Raw genomic sequence first — 13,765 nt, forward strand, 5'->3', positions numbered from 1 at the left:
GGCTCCCTGGGGCCCGCACACAGACCTCAACCGGCCCGTCCGCCCGGCCTCACCCCGTCCCGCCGGACTTCGCGGCGAGATAGCGGGAAGGGAACTCGCCCCCGCCGTGCACCGCCAGGTCGGCGCCGTTCACATAGGAGGCGAGGCCGCCGGCGAGATACAGACAGGCGCCCGCGACGTCCTGCGGGACGGCCATCCGCTCCATCGGGACAACCCGCGCCACCGCTGCCCCGCCGTCCTCGCCGTAGACGGCCGCGGCACTCTCGGTGCGGATCAGACCGGTGGTGATGTGGTTGACCCGCACCTTCGGCGCCCACTCCAGGGCCAGCGCCCTGGTCAGGGTGAGCAGACCGGCCTTGGCGGCCGAGTAGGCGGCCGTGCCGGGCTGCGGGTCGTGGGCTGAGACACTGCCGATGTTGATGACCGAGCCACCACCGCTCTGGGTCCGCATGACCCGGTTGGCGGCCTGGGCCACGTAGAACGGCGCCAGCAGGTTGAGGGCGACGATCTTCTCGACGAACCGCGGGGAGACCGTGGCCGCTTCGGCGTCGGGGGAGCCGCCGGCGTTGTTCACGAGGACGTCCAGCCGGCCGAAGCGGTCCACCGCGCCGTCGACGAGCCGCGCCGCCGCCGCGGGGTCGCGGACATCGGCCGGGAGGAACACGGCGTGCCGGCCGTTCGCGCCGGGCAGCGCCCCTGGTTCGTTGCGGCCGCAGACGACGACATCCGCGCCCGCGCCGAGGAACGCCTCGGCGATCGCCGCACCGATGCCCTTGGTACCCCCGGTGACCACCACGACTCGTCCGGTGAAGTCCATCGGGTTGTCGCTGTCCATGTTCCCGCCTTCTGTCAGGCTCCGGTCGGTCTTAGACCGACCGGCAAATGGGGGGCGGCGTCGCGGGGTTGGGCACGCACATCTGCCGCGTTGTCGTCAATCACCATGGCTCCGCCATGCCTCAATCCTCCGCCTTGCAGCTGCACGCACCCAACCCCGCTCCTTCTCCCACCCCCCATTTGCCGGTCGGTCTTACTGGAATCCGTGGCTGGAACCACGGACCCGGGTGACCGGGCTTACGCCCGGCCGGTCATGCCGCGGTCAGCCCCAGGCCGGTGGCGAGCCGGCCCCGGTGCCACGACGGCGGGCCGAAGAGCCGGCCGGAGCCGTGCGCGCGTTTGAAGTAGCGGTGGGCGGTGTGTTCCCAGGTGATGCCGATACCGCCGTGCAGTTGGATCATCTCGCCCGCCACCGCGGAGAAAGCCTCCGAGCAGGCGGACTTGGCGACGGCCGCGGAGCGGCTCAGCTCCGGTGAGCCCTCGACGGCCGCGAAGGCCGCGCCGAGGGCGGCCGAGCGCGCCGACTCCACCAGCACGTACGCGTCCGCGAGCCGGTGCTTCACCGCCTGGAAGGAGCCGATGGGCCGGCCGAACTGGACGCGGTCCTTGGCATACGCGACCGTGAGTTCGAGACAGCGCTCGGCCGCGCCGACCTGCTCCGCGGCGAGCGCCGTGCACGCCAGGTCCAGTACGTGCCGCAGCACCCGGTCGCCCTCGCCGTCGGTGCCGATGAGCCGGCCCTCGGCGCCGTCGAGGACCACGCGTGCCTGTAGCCGCGTCAGGTCCATCGTCACCACCGTTTCGCGGCGTACTCCCGCACCGTCCGGGGCCACCTCGAAGAGTGAGACCCCGGCTGCCGTGCGGGCCGCCACGAGCAGCACATCGGCCTCGGTGCCCTCCAGCACGTGCTCCTTGGTTCCGGTGATCCGCCAGGTGCCGGCTCCGGGCCCGGCGACGGCCTCGGCCCGGATCGCCGCCGGGTCCCAGGAACCCCGCTCGGCCCACGCCAGCGTCCCCACCGCGTGGCCCTCGGCGAGTCGCGGCAGCAACCGGGAGCAGGCCGCCGCGTCACCGGAAGCGAGCAGCGCCTGCACCGCGAGCACCGCGGAGCCGAGACAGGGGACCGGGCTCAGCTCCCGCCCCAACTCCTCCATCACCACATGGACTTCCGTCGCCCCGCAGCCCGCGCCGCCGTACTCCTCGGGGACGGCGAGCGCCGCGACGCCGATCTGCCCGGTCAGCGGTCGCCAGGCCGCCGCGCCCTCGTGACGTGCGAGCAACGACCGTACGGCGGACCGCAGTTCCTCCTGTTCCTCCGTCATTCTCATTCGTCCGCTCCCTGGAGAACACGGGCCCGGCATGCCGCGGGGGTGCCCCAGGCGTCGCGCAGCGGGCGGGCCTTGCGGATCCACAACGACAGGTCGAGTTCGTCGGTGTAGCCGAGGGCGCCGTGCAGTTGCAGGGCCGTGCGGGACGCGGCGTACGCGGCCTCGCCCGCCGTGACCTTGGCCGCCGCGACCTCGCGGGCCGACGCCCGGCCCGAGGCCAGGGCCAGCGCGGCGGAGTGGACCAGGGGCTGGGCGAATTCGAGGGCGAGGAGGGTGTCCGCCAGTCGGTGCTTCACCGCCTGGAAGGAGCCGATGGCCACCCCGAACTGGGTGCGCTGGCGGACGTATTCGACCGTACGTGCCAGCAGGGCGCGGCCCAGCCCGAGGGCCTGGGCGGCGGTGGCCAGCGCCGCGACGTCGGCGGCGTGCGCGGCCGCGGCGACCACCTCGGGCCCCTGTGCCAGCACGGTTGTGCCGACCGGCCGGGCCGGCCTGCGGGCCGGGTCGGCGGACGGCTGGACGGGGCCCGCCGACTCCGCCAGGCGCAGGGTGTCACCGCCCACGACGAAGACGGCGTCGGCGGCGTCGGCGTCCAGGGCGTAGGGGCTGTCGGGGGAGAGCAGGCAGAGCGAGGCGACCGTCTTGCCGGAGGCGATGACGGGCAGCCACTCGGCAGCAACGGCGTCGTCGCCGAGCCGGTCCAGGAGCGCGGCGGCGGCGACGGTCTCGACCAGCGGTCCGGGGACGGCGTGCCGGCCCAGTTCGGTGAAGGCGACGGCCAGTTCGAGCGGGAGCGGGCCGAGGCCGTCGTGCTGCTCCGGTACGGCGAGGGCGAAGACCCCGGCCTGCGCGAGCCGTTCCCACAGGGCGCGCCCGGGGCCGTGGTCGCCGGACGCCCAGGCTCGTACGGCACCCGTGGTGTCGTACGAGCCGAGCATGCCGTCCAGGGTGCGGGCGAACTCCCGCTGTTCGTCGTCCAGGAGGAACCGCATCACCGGCGTCCCTTCGGCAGGCCGAGCAGCCGCTCGGCGATGATGTCGCGCTGGATCTCGTTGGTGCCGGCGTAGATCGGTCCGGCGAGGGAGAAGGTGTAGCCCTCGGCCCAACTGCCGTGTGCGGGAGCCTCCTCGGCGTCGTCGGCCAGCTCGCCGTACGGACCGAGGAGGTCCAGGGCGGTCTCGTGCAGGGCGATGTCGAGCTCGGACCAGAAGATCTTGTTGAGGCTGGACTCGGCGCCGATCGTTCCGCCGCCGGCCAGACGCGAGGCGCCCGCGTAGGTGAACAGCTGGTAGGCGCGGGCGCCGATCACCGCATCCGCGACCCGGTCGCGCAGAGCCGTGTCGGCACGGTCGGCCCGCTCCCGCCACAGCGCGGTCAGGCGGTCGGCGGCCGCGGTGAAGCGGCCCGGGCTGCGCAGGGTCAGGCCGCGTTCGTTGCCCGCGGTGCTCATCGCCACCCGCCAGCCCTGTCCGGGCTCGCCGATGACGTCCTCGTCGGGCACGAACACGTCGTCGAGGAAGAGCTCGGCGAAGGCGGGCTTGCCGTCGAGCCGGCCGATGGGCCTTACGGTCACGCCGTCGGCGTCCAGCGGGAACATCAGGTACGTCAGGCCCTGGTGCGGCCTGCCGGCCTCCGGGTGGCTGCGGAAGAGGCCGAAGGCGCGGTCGGCGAAGGCGGCCCGCGAGGACCAGGTCTTCTGGCCGCCCAGCAGCCAGCCGCCGTCGGTGCGCACGGCCGTCGAGCTCAACGAGGCGAGGTCGGAGCCGGACTCCGGCTCGGACCAGGCCTGGGCCCAGATGATCTCGCCGCTCGCCATACGGGGCAGGATGCGGGTGCGCTGCTCCTGCGTACCGTGTTCGAAGAGGGTGGGGGCGAGCAGGTTGATGCCGTTCTGGCTGACCCGGCCGGGCGCGCCGGCCGCGTAGTACTCCTCCTCGAAGATCAGCCATCGAAGGATCGAACTGCCGCGTCCGCCGTACTCCTCGGGCCAGGAGACCACCGACCAGCGGTCCGCGAAGAGGGTGCGTTCCCACTGCCGGTGGGCTGTGAAGCCTTCGGCCGTCTCCAGGGAGGGCAGCGGGGTGCCGGGGACGTGCGTGGCGAGCCAGGCCCTGGCCTCGGCGCGGAAGGCGTCCTCCTGCTCGGTGAAGTCGAGGTCCATCAGGATCCCGCCTTCTTCATCGCGTGGATGTCCATGCCGCCCAGCGCGTCGGGGGCGGTCTCGGCGTTGTGCGCGTGTGCGAGGTGGTGCAGCCCGAAGACCGAGTCCATGCCGGTGTGCAGACCCTGCAGGTCCTCGGCCTGGTTGACCGCGCGTTTGGTCAGGGCGAGCCCCATTCGCGGCATTTCGGCGATCCGGGTCGCCAACTCCGTGACCTGTTCGGTCAGTTCGGCGCGCGGGACGACGCGGTTGACCATGCCGACCTCGTACGCCCGCTGCGCGCTCATCCGGTCGCCGGTGTACAGGAACTCCTTGGCGATGCGCGGCGGCATCACCCAGGGGTGCGCGAAGTACTCGACGCCCGGGATGCCCATGCGGACCACCGGGTCGGCGAAGAACGCGTCGTCGGAGGCGATGATCAGGTCGCAGACCCAGGCGAGCATCAGTCCGCCCGCGACGCACGCACCCTGCACCGAGGCGATGACGGGCTTGGGCAGTTCGCGCCAGCGGCGGCACATGCCCAGGTAGACCTCGGACTCGCGGGCGAAGCGGCTCTCCGCTCCGGACTTGTCCGAGTGGTCCCACCACAGTCCGGCCTTGCGGTCGAACGGCAGGTGGGCGTCCCGTTCCGGCGTGCCGATGTCGTGGCCCGCGGAGAAGTGCTTCCCCGCTCCGGCCAGGACGACGACCTTGACCTCGTCGTCGTCGGCGGCGCGGTAGAAGGCCCGGTCCAGGGCGTAGGTCATCGCGGAGTTCTGGGCGTTGCGATAGTCGGGCCGGTTCATGGTGACGGTCGCGACCGGGCCTTGCCTCTCATAGCGCACCGGTTCGTCGTGGGCAGCGGTCATCGGGCCCCCTCCTTCCCTAACAAGTGTTTGGTAGACTACCGTACGGCCATGAGCAGCGTCGAGGAGTTCCGTACCGAGTTCCGCAACTGGCTGGCCGCCCACCTCACGGGAGAGTTCGCGAGCCTGCGCGGCCGCGGCGGCCCGGGCCGGGAGCACGAGGCATTCGCCGAACGGCTCGCCTGGGAACGGCACATGGCGGCCGAGGGCTGGACCTGCGTGGGCTGGCCGCGGGAGTACGGCGGCCGGGGCGCGCCCCTGGAGCAGCAGGTCGCCTTCCACGAGGAGTACGCCCTGGCCGACGCCCCCGCCCGGGTGGGCCACATCGGGGAACAACTGCTCGGCCCCACCCTCATCGCCTTCGGCACACCTCAGCAGCAGGAGCGGTTCCTGCCACCGATCGTGGAAGCCCGGCAGCTGTGGTGCCAGGGATACAGCGAGCCGGACGCCGGCTCCGACCTGGCGAACGTACGCACCCGCGCCGAGCGGGATGGCGAGGAGTGGGTCGTGACCGGGCAGAAGATCTGGACGTCACTGGCCCACGAGTCCGACTGGTGCTTCGTCGTCGCCCGCACCGAAGCCGGATCGACCCGCCACCAGGGCCTGTCCTACCTGTTGGTCCCGCTGGACCAGCCCGGCGTCGAGATCCGGCCGATCAACCAGCTGACCGGCACCTCGGAGTTCAACGAGGTGTTCTTCGACGGTGCGCGCACCAGTGCCGGACACGTCGTCGGCGCCCCCGGGGAGGGCTGGAAGGTGGCCATGGCCACCCTCGGCTTCGAGCGCGGGGTCTCCACCCTCGGCCAGCAGGTCGGCTTCCGCCGCGAACTGGAGTCCCTCATCGAACTGGCCCGGCGCAACGGTGCGGCCGACGACCCGCTGATCCGCGACCGGCTCGCCCGTGCCTGGGTCGGCCTGGAGACCATCCGCTGCAACGCCCTGCGGATGCTCGACCAGGTCGCCGCGGGCGCCCCCGGCCCCGAGGCCTCCATCGGCAAGATCTTCTGGGCGACCTGGCACCGGGAGCTGGGCGAGCTCGCCATGGACGTGTGCGGCGCCGACGGCATGCTGGCCGCCGGGCCACCGTACGACCTCACCGACTGGCAGCGGCTGTTCCTCTTCTCCCGCTCCGACACCATCTACGCCGGCTCCAACGAGATCCAGCGCAACATCATCGCCGAGCGTGTCCTCGGCCTGCCCAAGGAGGCCCGCCCATGACCACACCGCCGCCCTACGTGCCCGGTCACGCCCTGCTCGACGGCCGAACCGCCGTGATCACCGCCGCCGCCGGTGCCGGCATCGGCGGAGCCACCGCCCGCAGATTCCTGGAGGAGGGCGCGCGGATCGTCATCGGCGACGCCCACGCGCGCCGGCTGAAGGAGAGTGCCGAAGCGCTCGCCGCGGAGTTCGGCGCCGACCGGGTCGCCGCACTGCCGTGCGACGTCACCGACGAACAGCAGGTCGCGGCCCTCTTCGACCTCGCTCAGGAGCAGCACGGCCACCTCGACATCGTCGTCAACAACGCCGGGCTCGGCGGCACCGCCGACCTGGTCGAGATGACCGACGAGCAGTGGTCCGCGGTTCTCGACGTCACCCTGAACGGCACCTTCCGCTGCTCCCGCGCCGCGCTGCGTCGGATGAAGGAGCGGGACCGCGGGGGCGTCGTCGTCAACAACGCCTCGGTGGTCGGCTGGCGCGCCCAGCGCGGCCAGGCGCACTACGCCGCCGCCAAGGCCGGCGTGATGGCGCTCACCCGCTGCGCGGCCGTCGAGGCCGCCGAGTACGGCGTGCGCGTCAACGCCGTTGCGCCGAGCCTCGCGATGCACCCGCACCTGGTGAAGGTGACCACCCCCGAACTGCTGGCCGAGCTCACCGAGCGCGAGGCGTTCGGCCGCTACGCCGAGCCCTGGGAGGTCGCCAACGTGATCGTCTTCCTGGCCAGCGGCTACTCCTCGTACATGACCGGCGAGACGGTCTCGGTCAGCAGCCAGCGGGCGTGATGAGCGATGACCGGATACCGAAGCGCAGTACGCCCGGCAAAGGCGAGCGGACCACGATGAGCCCGTCCCCCGAGCGGCACAGCGAACTCCTGGCCACCGCCGCCGAGGTGTTCGCCGCACAGGGATACAACGCCACCACCGTCCGCAAGATCGCCGACGCCGCCGGAATGCTCGCGGGAAGCCTCTACTACCACTTCGACTCCAAGGAGTCGATGCTCGACGAGATCCTCTCCACCTTCCTGGACGAGCTGTGGGCCGGGTACGACGCGGTACTCGCCGCCGGACTCGGCCCGCGGGAGACCATCGAGGCCCTCGTCACCGAGTCCTTCCGGGAGATCGACCGGCACCGCGCCGCCGTCGCCATCTATCAGAAGGAGTCCAGGCACCTCGCTTCCCAGCCCCGATTCCACTATCTCGCCGACTCGCAGGTGAAATTCGAGAAGGCGTGGCTGGTGACCCTGGAACGCGGCGTCGCCGCCGAGATCTTCCGTGCCGACCTGGACATCCGGCTCACCTACCGCTTCGTACGCGACACCGTCTGGGTCGCCGCGTCGTGGTACCGGCCGGGCGGACAGCACAGCCCCGAGGAGATCGCCCGCCAGTACCTGTCCATGGTGCTGGAGGGCATCGCCCTGCGGGGCTGACATGTCACTCTGAACTCAGAACAAGGAGCAGTCATGGCCGAGGCCTTTATCGTCGAAGCAGTCCGCACCCCGGTAGGCAGGCGGAACGGCGGGCTCGCCGCCGCGCACCCGGCCGACCTGGGGGCACACGTGCTCACCGCGCTCGTCGAGCGCACGGGCATCGACCCGGCGGCCGTCGAGGACGTCGTCTTCGGCTGCCTGGACACCGTCGGCCCGCAGGCCGGGGACATCGCCCGCACCTGCTGGCTGGCCGCCGGGCTGCCGGAGGAAGTGCCGGGCGTCACGGTGGACCGGCAGTGCGGTTCCTCTCAGCAGGCCGTGCACTTCGCGGCCCAGGGGGTGCTCTCCGGCACCCAGGACCTGGTCGTCGCCGGCGGCACCCAGAACATGTCGCAGATCCCGATCGCCTTCGCCAGCCGCCAGGCCGCCGAACCGCTCGGACTCACCGAGGGGCCGTACGCCGGCTCCGCGGGCTGGCGGGCGCGCTACGGAGCCCAGCCGGTCAACCAGTTCCACGGCGCCGAGCTGATCGCCGAGAAGTGGGGCATCACCCGGGAGCAGATGGAGGAGTTCGCACTTCGCTCGCACCGGCGGGCGATCCGGGCCATCGACGAGGGCCGCTTCGAGCGGGAGATCGTCGCCTATGGCGACGTGACGTGCGACGAGGGCCCGCGCCGGGACACCTCGCTGGAGAAGATGGCAGGCCTGAAGCCGCTGGTCGAAGGCGGTCGGCTGACTGCCGCCGTCTCCTCGCAGGTCTCGGACGGCGCCGCCGCGATGCTCATCGCCTCCGAACGGGCCGTCCGCGAGCACGGTCTGACTCCGCGGGCCCGCATCCACCACCTCTCGGTGCGCGGCGAGGACCCGATCCGGATGCTGTCCGCGCCGATCCCGGCGACGGCGTACGCGCTGAAGAAGACCGGGCTCTCCCTCGACGACATCGATCTGGTCGAGATCAACGAGGCGTTCGCCTCGGTCGTCCTGGCCTGGCTGAAGGAGACCGGAGCCGATCCGGAGAAGGTCAATGTCAACGGTGGTGCCATCGCTCTCGGCCACCCCCTGGGCGCCACCGGCACCAAGCTGATGACCACGCTGCTGCACGAACTCGACCGCACCGGCGGCCGGTACGGCCTGCAGACCATGTGCGAGGGCGGCGGCCAGGCCAACGTCACCATCATCGAACGCCTCTGACGTATCGTCGGGCCACCATCCGTGCGGGGCGCGGCTCCCGGTCCGGGACGACGCACCTCGCACGGCATCGCGCGGATGTCCGGCGCACCGAAGCGCGAATGCCCGCGACCGGCAAGGCCGCGGGCGCTCGCGCTTCGCCGTGCGCGCGCCTCAGCGCGGCAGGGGAAGAGGAAGAGCACGGAGCGTGGCGTCCGCCTCTGCCATGATGCGGTCGACGAGTTCGGCGCACGACGGCAGATCGTCGATCAGCCCCGCGACCTGGCCGGAGGCCATCACTCCGAGATCGGTGCGCCCTTCGACCATCGAGGCCTTGAGCAGCATCGGGGTGTTGGCGGCCAGCAGTACCTGGCTCCAGGTCAGTTCCTTGCCGTGCTTCATCGCCAGGCCGTCGCGGATCATCCGTGCCCAGCCCAGGCCCGATTCCTTCTTGAAGGCCGCGGCGTGCCGGACCGCCCGCAGCAGCGATGCGGACCGGCCCGAGCGCTCCAGCGCGTCCACCAGCTCGGTGCGCAACATGCGGTGCGGGAGGCCGTCCACGGCGGTGGTGACGGTCACGTCCGTGACCGCTGCGGCCAGGTACTTCGCCTTGACCGCCGCGGGGACGGTGCTGTCGGAGGTGAGCAGGAAACGGGTGCCCATGGCGATCCCGGCCGCGCCGTAGGACAGCGCGGCGACCAGACCGCGACCGTCGTGGAAGCCGCCCGCCGCGACGACCGGGATGTCCACCGCGTCGACGACCTGGGGGAGCAGGACGGTGGTCGCGACGTTCCCGGTGTGTCCGCCCCCCTCGCCGCCCTGCACCACCACCGCATCGGCGCCCCACGCGGCGACCTTCTCCGCATGCCTTCTGGCGCCGACGGACGGGATGACCACCACCCCGGCGTCCTTCAGCCGCGCGATCAGCTCACGGGAGGGCGCCAGCGCGAACGAGGCGACCCTGACGCCCTCGTCGATGATGATCCGTACGCGCTCGGCCGCGTCCCCCGCGTCCGCCCGCAGATTGACGCCGAACGGCGCGTCCGTACGGGAGGCGACCTCACGGACGGCGGAGCGGAGTTGTTCGACGGTCATCGTGGCGGAGGCGAGGATGCCGAGCGCGCCCGCGTCGGCGGCCGCCGTGACCAGACGGGGGCCCGCGACCCACCCCATCCCGGTCTGCACGACGGGGTGGCGCACGCCGACCAGCTCGGTGAGGGGGGTGGTGATCGTGACGCCGCTCATGCGGGGACCTCGCGCTCGCGCAGGCCCTTCGGGTCGATGACCTCGCGGATCAGCCGCAGCTCCTCGGCGGTGGGGTCGCGGGTGTACGGCACCTCGTCGGGGATCGTGAGCGCGAACCCGGTGGCCTCGGCGACCTCTTCCGCCGTGACGCCGGGGTGCAGGGAGCGCAGCCGCATCGTACGGTCCGGGGTCTCGAAGTCGAAGACGCCGAGGTTGCTGATGACGTCCGGGACGCGGTGGAACCGGGCCGCGGCGGGACCGGCCGCGGCGGCGCGGTCGTAGCCGACGCCACAGACCATGTCGACCCGCTCGACGAACACCCGCGCCGAGTGCCTGGGGATCCAGTAACTCGTCGGGTTGTTAAGGGTGTTGAGCGGTGCGCCGCGCACCCCCAGCAGCTGCCGCTTCGGGGCGGCCCAGTCACCGATGCAGGAGATGTTCTGATTGCCGTGGCGGTCGATCTGGGTGGCGCCCATCATCACGTGCCGCCGCCCCGTGGCGGTCATGGACAGATGCTGACGGTACGGCAGCCACCCCTCCACCACCTGGGACTTCGTACCGACCGCCGGCACGTCGCCGATGAGCAGCGCCTCGCCGTCGGTCAGCAGCAGATCGGGGGAGAAGCTGAGCTTCGCCAGCCGGGCCCCGATCGTGGGGACGGTGCCCATCGGGCTGGCCAGGACCTCGCCGGCGCTCCGCCATGCCTCGGCGCAGGCCACCACACAGTATTCGGCCCGCGTCGCCGTCGTCGTCCCGGTGCTGCCGTTCATTTTTCCTCCTCGTGGAACGCCGCCACCGCGGCCTGGTACGTGGCCTCGTCCCCGGACAGGAACCGCTCGGTGAACGCCTGCCACGCCTCGGGGTCGCGGGCGGCCTGGGCGTAGGCCCGCTGGAACGTCTCGTCGCGGTCGTGGTCGGGCACGCAGGACGTGAAGTGCGCGCCGTTCGGGGTCTCGACGACACCGTTCACGAACGCGCGCTTGACCAGCAGCGTCTGCGGTCCGTTCTCCTTGAGCAGCTCCGCGGTGTCCACGATCCGCTCGCAGGAGACGTACGCGGTGTCGGCGGCCTCGCAGAACAGGTCGTCGAAGTACGGGTCGGGGCCGAGGTACTGGGCGTTGCCGTACACATCGGCGCGGTTGAGGTGGACGAGCGCGGCGTCCAGCCGCAGCGCCGGAGCCGCGACGAGCTCCTCGCCGTCCTCGTACGGTGAAGTGACCGTCCGCAACTGCGGGTTGACACGCATCACGTCCGAGGCGAGCCCCGCCCGCACCGGCATGAAGGGCAGCCGCTGCGCGGCGGCCGTCAGCCCCCACATGAACATGGCCTCGTCCAGCTCCACCATCTCGAACGCGCCCCGCTGCCGGGCCGCACCGAAGTGCGGTTCGAGGGGGATGGAGTCGAGCGTGGCGAAGGCCGCGACCAGCTTGCGGATCCGCCCGGCGGCGGCGAGCAGCCCGACGTCCGGACCCCCGTAGGAGACGACGGTCAGGTCGGTGACGTCCGAGCGCAGCAGCGCGCGGACCAGGGCCATCGGCTTGCGCCGGGAGCCCCAGCCGCCGATGCCGATCGTCATGCCGCTCTCCAGCCGGCCGACGACCTCGTCGGCGGTCATGGTCTTGTCCCTGCTCACGACTGCTGCTCCTTTTCCGTGCCGAAGGTGTCGCGGACGCGGTCGGCCACGCCGCTGAGGTTGGCCTCGAAGGTGAAGCCCTGCTCGAAGCGGTAGCTGCGGCGTACGTCGACCGGGTCGATGCCGTTGATCGCGGCCTTGGCGAGGCGGATCAGGGTCCCGTCCTTGGCGGCGATCTCGCGGGCCAGCTCCAGCGCCGCGTCCGGCAGTTGCTCGCGCGGTACGACCCGCCACACGGAGCCGTGCCGGTGCAGCTCCTGCGCGGTGGCGGTCCGCGAGGTGTAGTACAGGGTCCGCATCAGGTGCTGGGGGACCAGCCGGGCCAGGTGGGTGGCCGCGCCGAGCGCGCCGCGGTCCAGCTCGGGCAGGCCGAAGGTCGCGTCGTCACTGGCGACGATGGCGTCCGCGTTGCCGACCAGGCCGATGCCGCCGCCCAGGCAGAAGCCGTGCACGGCGGCGACCACCGGGACCTCGCAGTCGTAGACCGCGGCGAACGCCTCGTAGCAGCCGCGGTTGGCGCCGATGAGGGCGTCGTGGCCGGCCGTGCGCTGCATCTCCTTGATGTCGACGCCGGCGTTGAAGCCGCGGCCGGTGGCGCCGAGCACCACGCATCGCACCTTCGGATCGGCCCCGGCGGCGCGTACCGCGGCGGCCAGGTCGTACCAGCCCTGTACGGGGAGGGCGTTGACCGGGGGGTAGTCCACGGAGACGAGGGCGATGCCCTCTTCCGGGGCGGAGGTGGAGACACCCATGAGCAGATCAGCTACCTTTCCACCAAGCGTTTGTTAGGTTGCAAGCTAGCAGTGATCGGCGTGCGGCGGGAGATGTCCATGGGCAGCGATCGCCGAAGCGACCGGATGCGCCGCTTCCGACACCGGCCGGCGGGTTCTGACCGCAGACCTCGATCCGCTCACCGAAAGGACACACACCCATGACCGGACTGTGCACGGGACGCGTCGCCGTCATCACCGGGGCGGGCCGCGGGCTCGGGCGCGCGCACGCCCTCGCCCACGCCGCCGAGGGCGCCAAGGTCGTCGTCAACGACCTCGGAGTGGGCCTCGACGGCACCGGAGGGGCCGCCGGGCCCGCCCAGCAGGTCGTCGAGGAGATCCGCGCACTCGGCGGCGAGGCGGTGGCACACGGCGGTGACATCACCACCACCGAGGGCGCGGCCTCACTGATCGCCACCGCCCTCGATGCCTTCGGCCGCCTCGACACCCTCGTCAACAACGCCGGATTCCTGCGCGACCGCATGCTCGTCAACCTGGACGACGACGACTGGGACGCGGTGATGCGCGTCCACCTCAAGGGCCACTTCCTGCCGCTCAAGCACGCCGCCGCGCACTGGCGCGCCGAGGCGAAGGCCGGCCGTACGCCCGAGGCACGGGTCGTCAACACCAGCTCCGGGGCGGGCCTCCTGGGCAGTGTCGGGCAGGGCAACTACTCCGCCGCCAAGGCAGGGATCATCGGTCTGACCCTGGTCGCCGCCGCCGAGATGGGCCGCTATGGCGTCCAGGTCAACGCCATAGCCCCGGCCGCCCGGACCCGGATGACCGAGCAGACCTTCGCCGAAACCATGGCGGCGCCCGAGGACAGCGGATTCGACGCCATGGCCCCGGAGAACGTCTCCCCCCTCGTCGTCTGGCTGGGCTCCGCCGCCTCCGCCGGGGTGAGCGGCCGGGTCTTCGAGGCCGAGGCCGGCCGGATCACCGTCATGGAGGGCTGGCGGCCGGGGCCCACCGCGGACAAGGGAGCCCGCTGGACGCCGGCGGAGGCGGGGGAGGCGACGCGCGAACTGCTCGCCGGCTCCGAGCCCCCGCAGCCGGTGTACGGGGCGCGCTGACACAGCGTCCGCCCCGCGGCGCGGTGGTATCCGTCCGGCCGGACGGATACCACCGCGCCGCGGGG

Annotated in this window: 14 protein-coding genes; 5 read left to right on the top strand and 9 right to left on the bottom strand. The window is 72.1% G+C overall.

Going from position 1 to position 13,765, the window contains the following annotated elements:
- Positions 1-49: 49 nt before the first annotated feature.
- From ACFU8Q_RS30785 to ACFU8Q_RS30805, 5 genes are all read right to left on the bottom strand, one after another.
- Complete coding sequence (locus ACFU8Q_RS30785) at positions 50-835, bottom strand: SDR family oxidoreductase (RefSeq protein ID WP_384460029.1); 786 nt, start codon at positions 833-835, stop codon at positions 50-52.
- 250 nt (positions 836-1,085) lie between these two features.
- Entirely contained in the window at positions 1,086-2,162 is a 1,077-nt protein-coding gene (locus tag ACFU8Q_RS30790) for an acyl-CoA dehydrogenase family protein (protein ID WP_384460033.1), read from the bottom strand.
- Complete coding sequence (locus ACFU8Q_RS30795) at positions 2,159-3,154, bottom strand: acyl-CoA dehydrogenase family protein (protein ID WP_384460036.1); 996 nt, start codon at positions 3,152-3,154, stop codon at positions 2,159-2,161. The genes ACFU8Q_RS30790 and ACFU8Q_RS30795 overlap by 4 nt, the downstream gene beginning before the upstream one ends.
- Positions 3,154-4,323 carry an acyl-CoA dehydrogenase family protein gene (locus ACFU8Q_RS30800; RefSeq protein ID WP_384460039.1) on the bottom strand — a complete coding sequence of 390 codons (1,170 nt, stop codon included), beginning with the start codon at positions 4,321-4,323 and terminating at the stop codon, positions 3,154-3,156. Before ACFU8Q_RS30800 ends, ACFU8Q_RS30795 begins: the two co-directional genes overlap by 1 nt.
- Positions 4,323-5,171, bottom strand: coding sequence for an enoyl-CoA hydratase (locus ACFU8Q_RS30805; protein ID WP_384460042.1), 849 nt, complete (start codon positions 5,169-5,171; stop codon positions 4,323-4,325). The genes ACFU8Q_RS30800 and ACFU8Q_RS30805 overlap by 1 nt, the downstream gene beginning before the upstream one ends.
- Positions 5,172-5,219: 48 nt before the next feature.
- Between ACFU8Q_RS30805 and ACFU8Q_RS30810 the strand changes: the two genes are divergently transcribed.
- Genes ACFU8Q_RS30810 through ACFU8Q_RS30825 form a run of 4 tightly spaced genes read left to right on the top strand, consistent with a single transcriptional unit; the run spans position 5,220 to position 9,003 of the window.
- Positions 5,220-6,386 carry an acyl-CoA dehydrogenase family protein gene (locus tag ACFU8Q_RS30810; RefSeq protein ID WP_384460045.1) on the top strand — a complete coding sequence of 389 codons (1,167 nt, stop codon included), beginning with the start codon at positions 5,220-5,222 and terminating at the stop codon, positions 6,384-6,386.
- Positions 6,383-7,168, top strand: a complete 786-nt coding sequence (locus tag ACFU8Q_RS30815; RefSeq protein ID WP_384460048.1) for an SDR family oxidoreductase — start codon at positions 6,383-6,385, stop codon at positions 7,166-7,168. Before ACFU8Q_RS30810 ends, ACFU8Q_RS30815 begins: the two co-directional genes overlap by 4 nt.
- A 56-nt stretch (positions 7,169-7,224) precedes the next feature.
- Entirely contained in the window at positions 7,225-7,812 is a 588-nt protein-coding gene (locus tag ACFU8Q_RS30820; protein ID WP_384460052.1) for a TetR/AcrR family transcriptional regulator, read from the top strand.
- Between the two features lie 33 nt (positions 7,813-7,845).
- Entirely contained in the window at positions 7,846-9,003 is a 1,158-nt protein-coding gene (locus ACFU8Q_RS30825; protein WP_384460055.1) for an acetyl-CoA C-acetyltransferase, read from the top strand.
- Between the two features lie 150 nt (positions 9,004-9,153).
- Here ACFU8Q_RS30825 and ACFU8Q_RS30830 read toward each other — a convergent pair whose 3' ends face one another.
- Genes ACFU8Q_RS30830 through ACFU8Q_RS30845 form a run of 4 tightly spaced genes read right to left on the bottom strand, consistent with a single transcriptional unit; the run spans position 9,154 to position 12,609 of the window.
- A complete protein-coding gene (locus tag ACFU8Q_RS30830) occupies positions 9,154-10,224 on the bottom strand; it encodes an NAD(P)H-dependent flavin oxidoreductase (RefSeq protein WP_384460060.1) in 1,071 nt (356 codons plus the stop codon).
- Positions 10,221-10,994 (bottom strand): CoA-transferase subunit beta, encoded by a 774-nt coding sequence (locus ACFU8Q_RS30835; RefSeq protein WP_384460063.1) that lies wholly within the window; start codon positions 10,992-10,994, stop codon positions 10,221-10,223. Before ACFU8Q_RS30835 ends, ACFU8Q_RS30830 begins: the two co-directional genes overlap by 4 nt.
- A complete protein-coding gene (locus tag ACFU8Q_RS30840; RefSeq protein WP_384460072.1) occupies positions 10,991-11,839 on the bottom strand; it encodes a CoA transferase subunit A in 849 nt (282 codons plus the stop codon). Before ACFU8Q_RS30840 ends, ACFU8Q_RS30835 begins: the two co-directional genes overlap by 4 nt.
- A gap of 14 nt (positions 11,840-11,853) precedes the next feature.
- Positions 11,854-12,609: an enoyl-CoA hydratase family protein gene (locus ACFU8Q_RS30845; RefSeq protein WP_384460066.1), complete on the bottom strand. Its 756-nt coding sequence runs from the start codon at positions 12,607-12,609 to the stop codon at positions 11,854-11,856.
- A 179-nt stretch (positions 12,610-12,788) separates the two neighbouring features.
- On the opposite strand from ACFU8Q_RS30845, the gene ACFU8Q_RS30850 reads away from it, so the two are divergent.
- Positions 12,789-13,700, top strand: a complete 912-nt coding sequence (locus ACFU8Q_RS30850; protein ID WP_384460069.1) for an SDR family oxidoreductase — start codon at positions 12,789-12,791, stop codon at positions 13,698-13,700.
- The last annotated feature ends 65 nt before the right edge of the window (positions 13,701-13,765 follow it).

The sequence above is a fragment of the Streptomyces sp. NPDC057543 genome, assembly GCF_042801895.1.
Taxonomy (GTDB): domain Bacteria; phylum Actinomycetota; class Actinomycetes; order Streptomycetales; family Streptomycetaceae; genus Streptomyces.

Coding starts and splice junctions, on each gene's coding strand:
- ACFU8Q_RS30840 (WP_384460072.1), bottom strand. CDS start 11,839: ATGACCGCCGACGAGGTCGTCGGCCGGCTGGAGAGCGGCATGACGATC.
- ACFU8Q_RS30785 (WP_384460029.1), bottom strand. CDS start 835: ATGGACAGCGACAACCCGATGGACTTCACCGGACGAGTCGTGGTGGTC.
- ACFU8Q_RS30795 (WP_384460036.1), bottom strand. CDS start 3,154: ATGCGGTTCCTCCTGGACGACGAACAGCGGGAGTTCGCCCGCACCCTG.
- ACFU8Q_RS30815 (WP_384460048.1), top strand. CDS start 6,383: ATGACCACACCGCCGCCCTACGTGCCCGGTCACGCCCTGCTCGACGGC.
- ACFU8Q_RS30825 (WP_384460055.1), top strand. CDS start 7,846: ATGGCCGAGGCCTTTATCGTCGAAGCAGTCCGCACCCCGGTAGGCAGG.
- ACFU8Q_RS30805 (WP_384460042.1), bottom strand. CDS start 5,171: ATGACCGCTGCCCACGACGAACCGGTGCGCTATGAGAGGCAAGGCCCG.
- ACFU8Q_RS30800 (WP_384460039.1), bottom strand. CDS start 4,323: ATGGACCTCGACTTCACCGAGCAGGAGGACGCCTTCCGCGCCGAGGCC.
- ACFU8Q_RS30810 (WP_384460045.1), top strand. CDS start 5,220: ATGAGCAGCGTCGAGGAGTTCCGTACCGAGTTCCGCAACTGGCTGGCC.
- ACFU8Q_RS30830 (WP_384460060.1), bottom strand. CDS start 10,224: ATGAGCGGCGTCACGATCACCACCCCCCTCACCGAGCTGGTCGGCGTG.
- ACFU8Q_RS30850 (WP_384460069.1), top strand. CDS start 12,789: ATGACCGGACTGTGCACGGGACGCGTCGCCGTCATCACCGGGGCGGGC.
- ACFU8Q_RS30845 (WP_384460066.1), bottom strand. CDS start 12,609: ATGGGTGTCTCCACCTCCGCCCCGGAAGAGGGCATCGCCCTCGTCTCC.
- ACFU8Q_RS30790 (WP_384460033.1), bottom strand. CDS start 2,162: ATGAGAATGACGGAGGAACAGGAGGAACTGCGGTCCGCCGTACGGTCG.
- ACFU8Q_RS30820 (WP_384460052.1), top strand. CDS start 7,225: ATGAGCCCGTCCCCCGAGCGGCACAGCGAACTCCTGGCCACCGCCGCC.
- ACFU8Q_RS30835 (WP_384460063.1), bottom strand. CDS start 10,994: ATGAACGGCAGCACCGGGACGACGACGGCGACGCGGGCCGAATACTGT.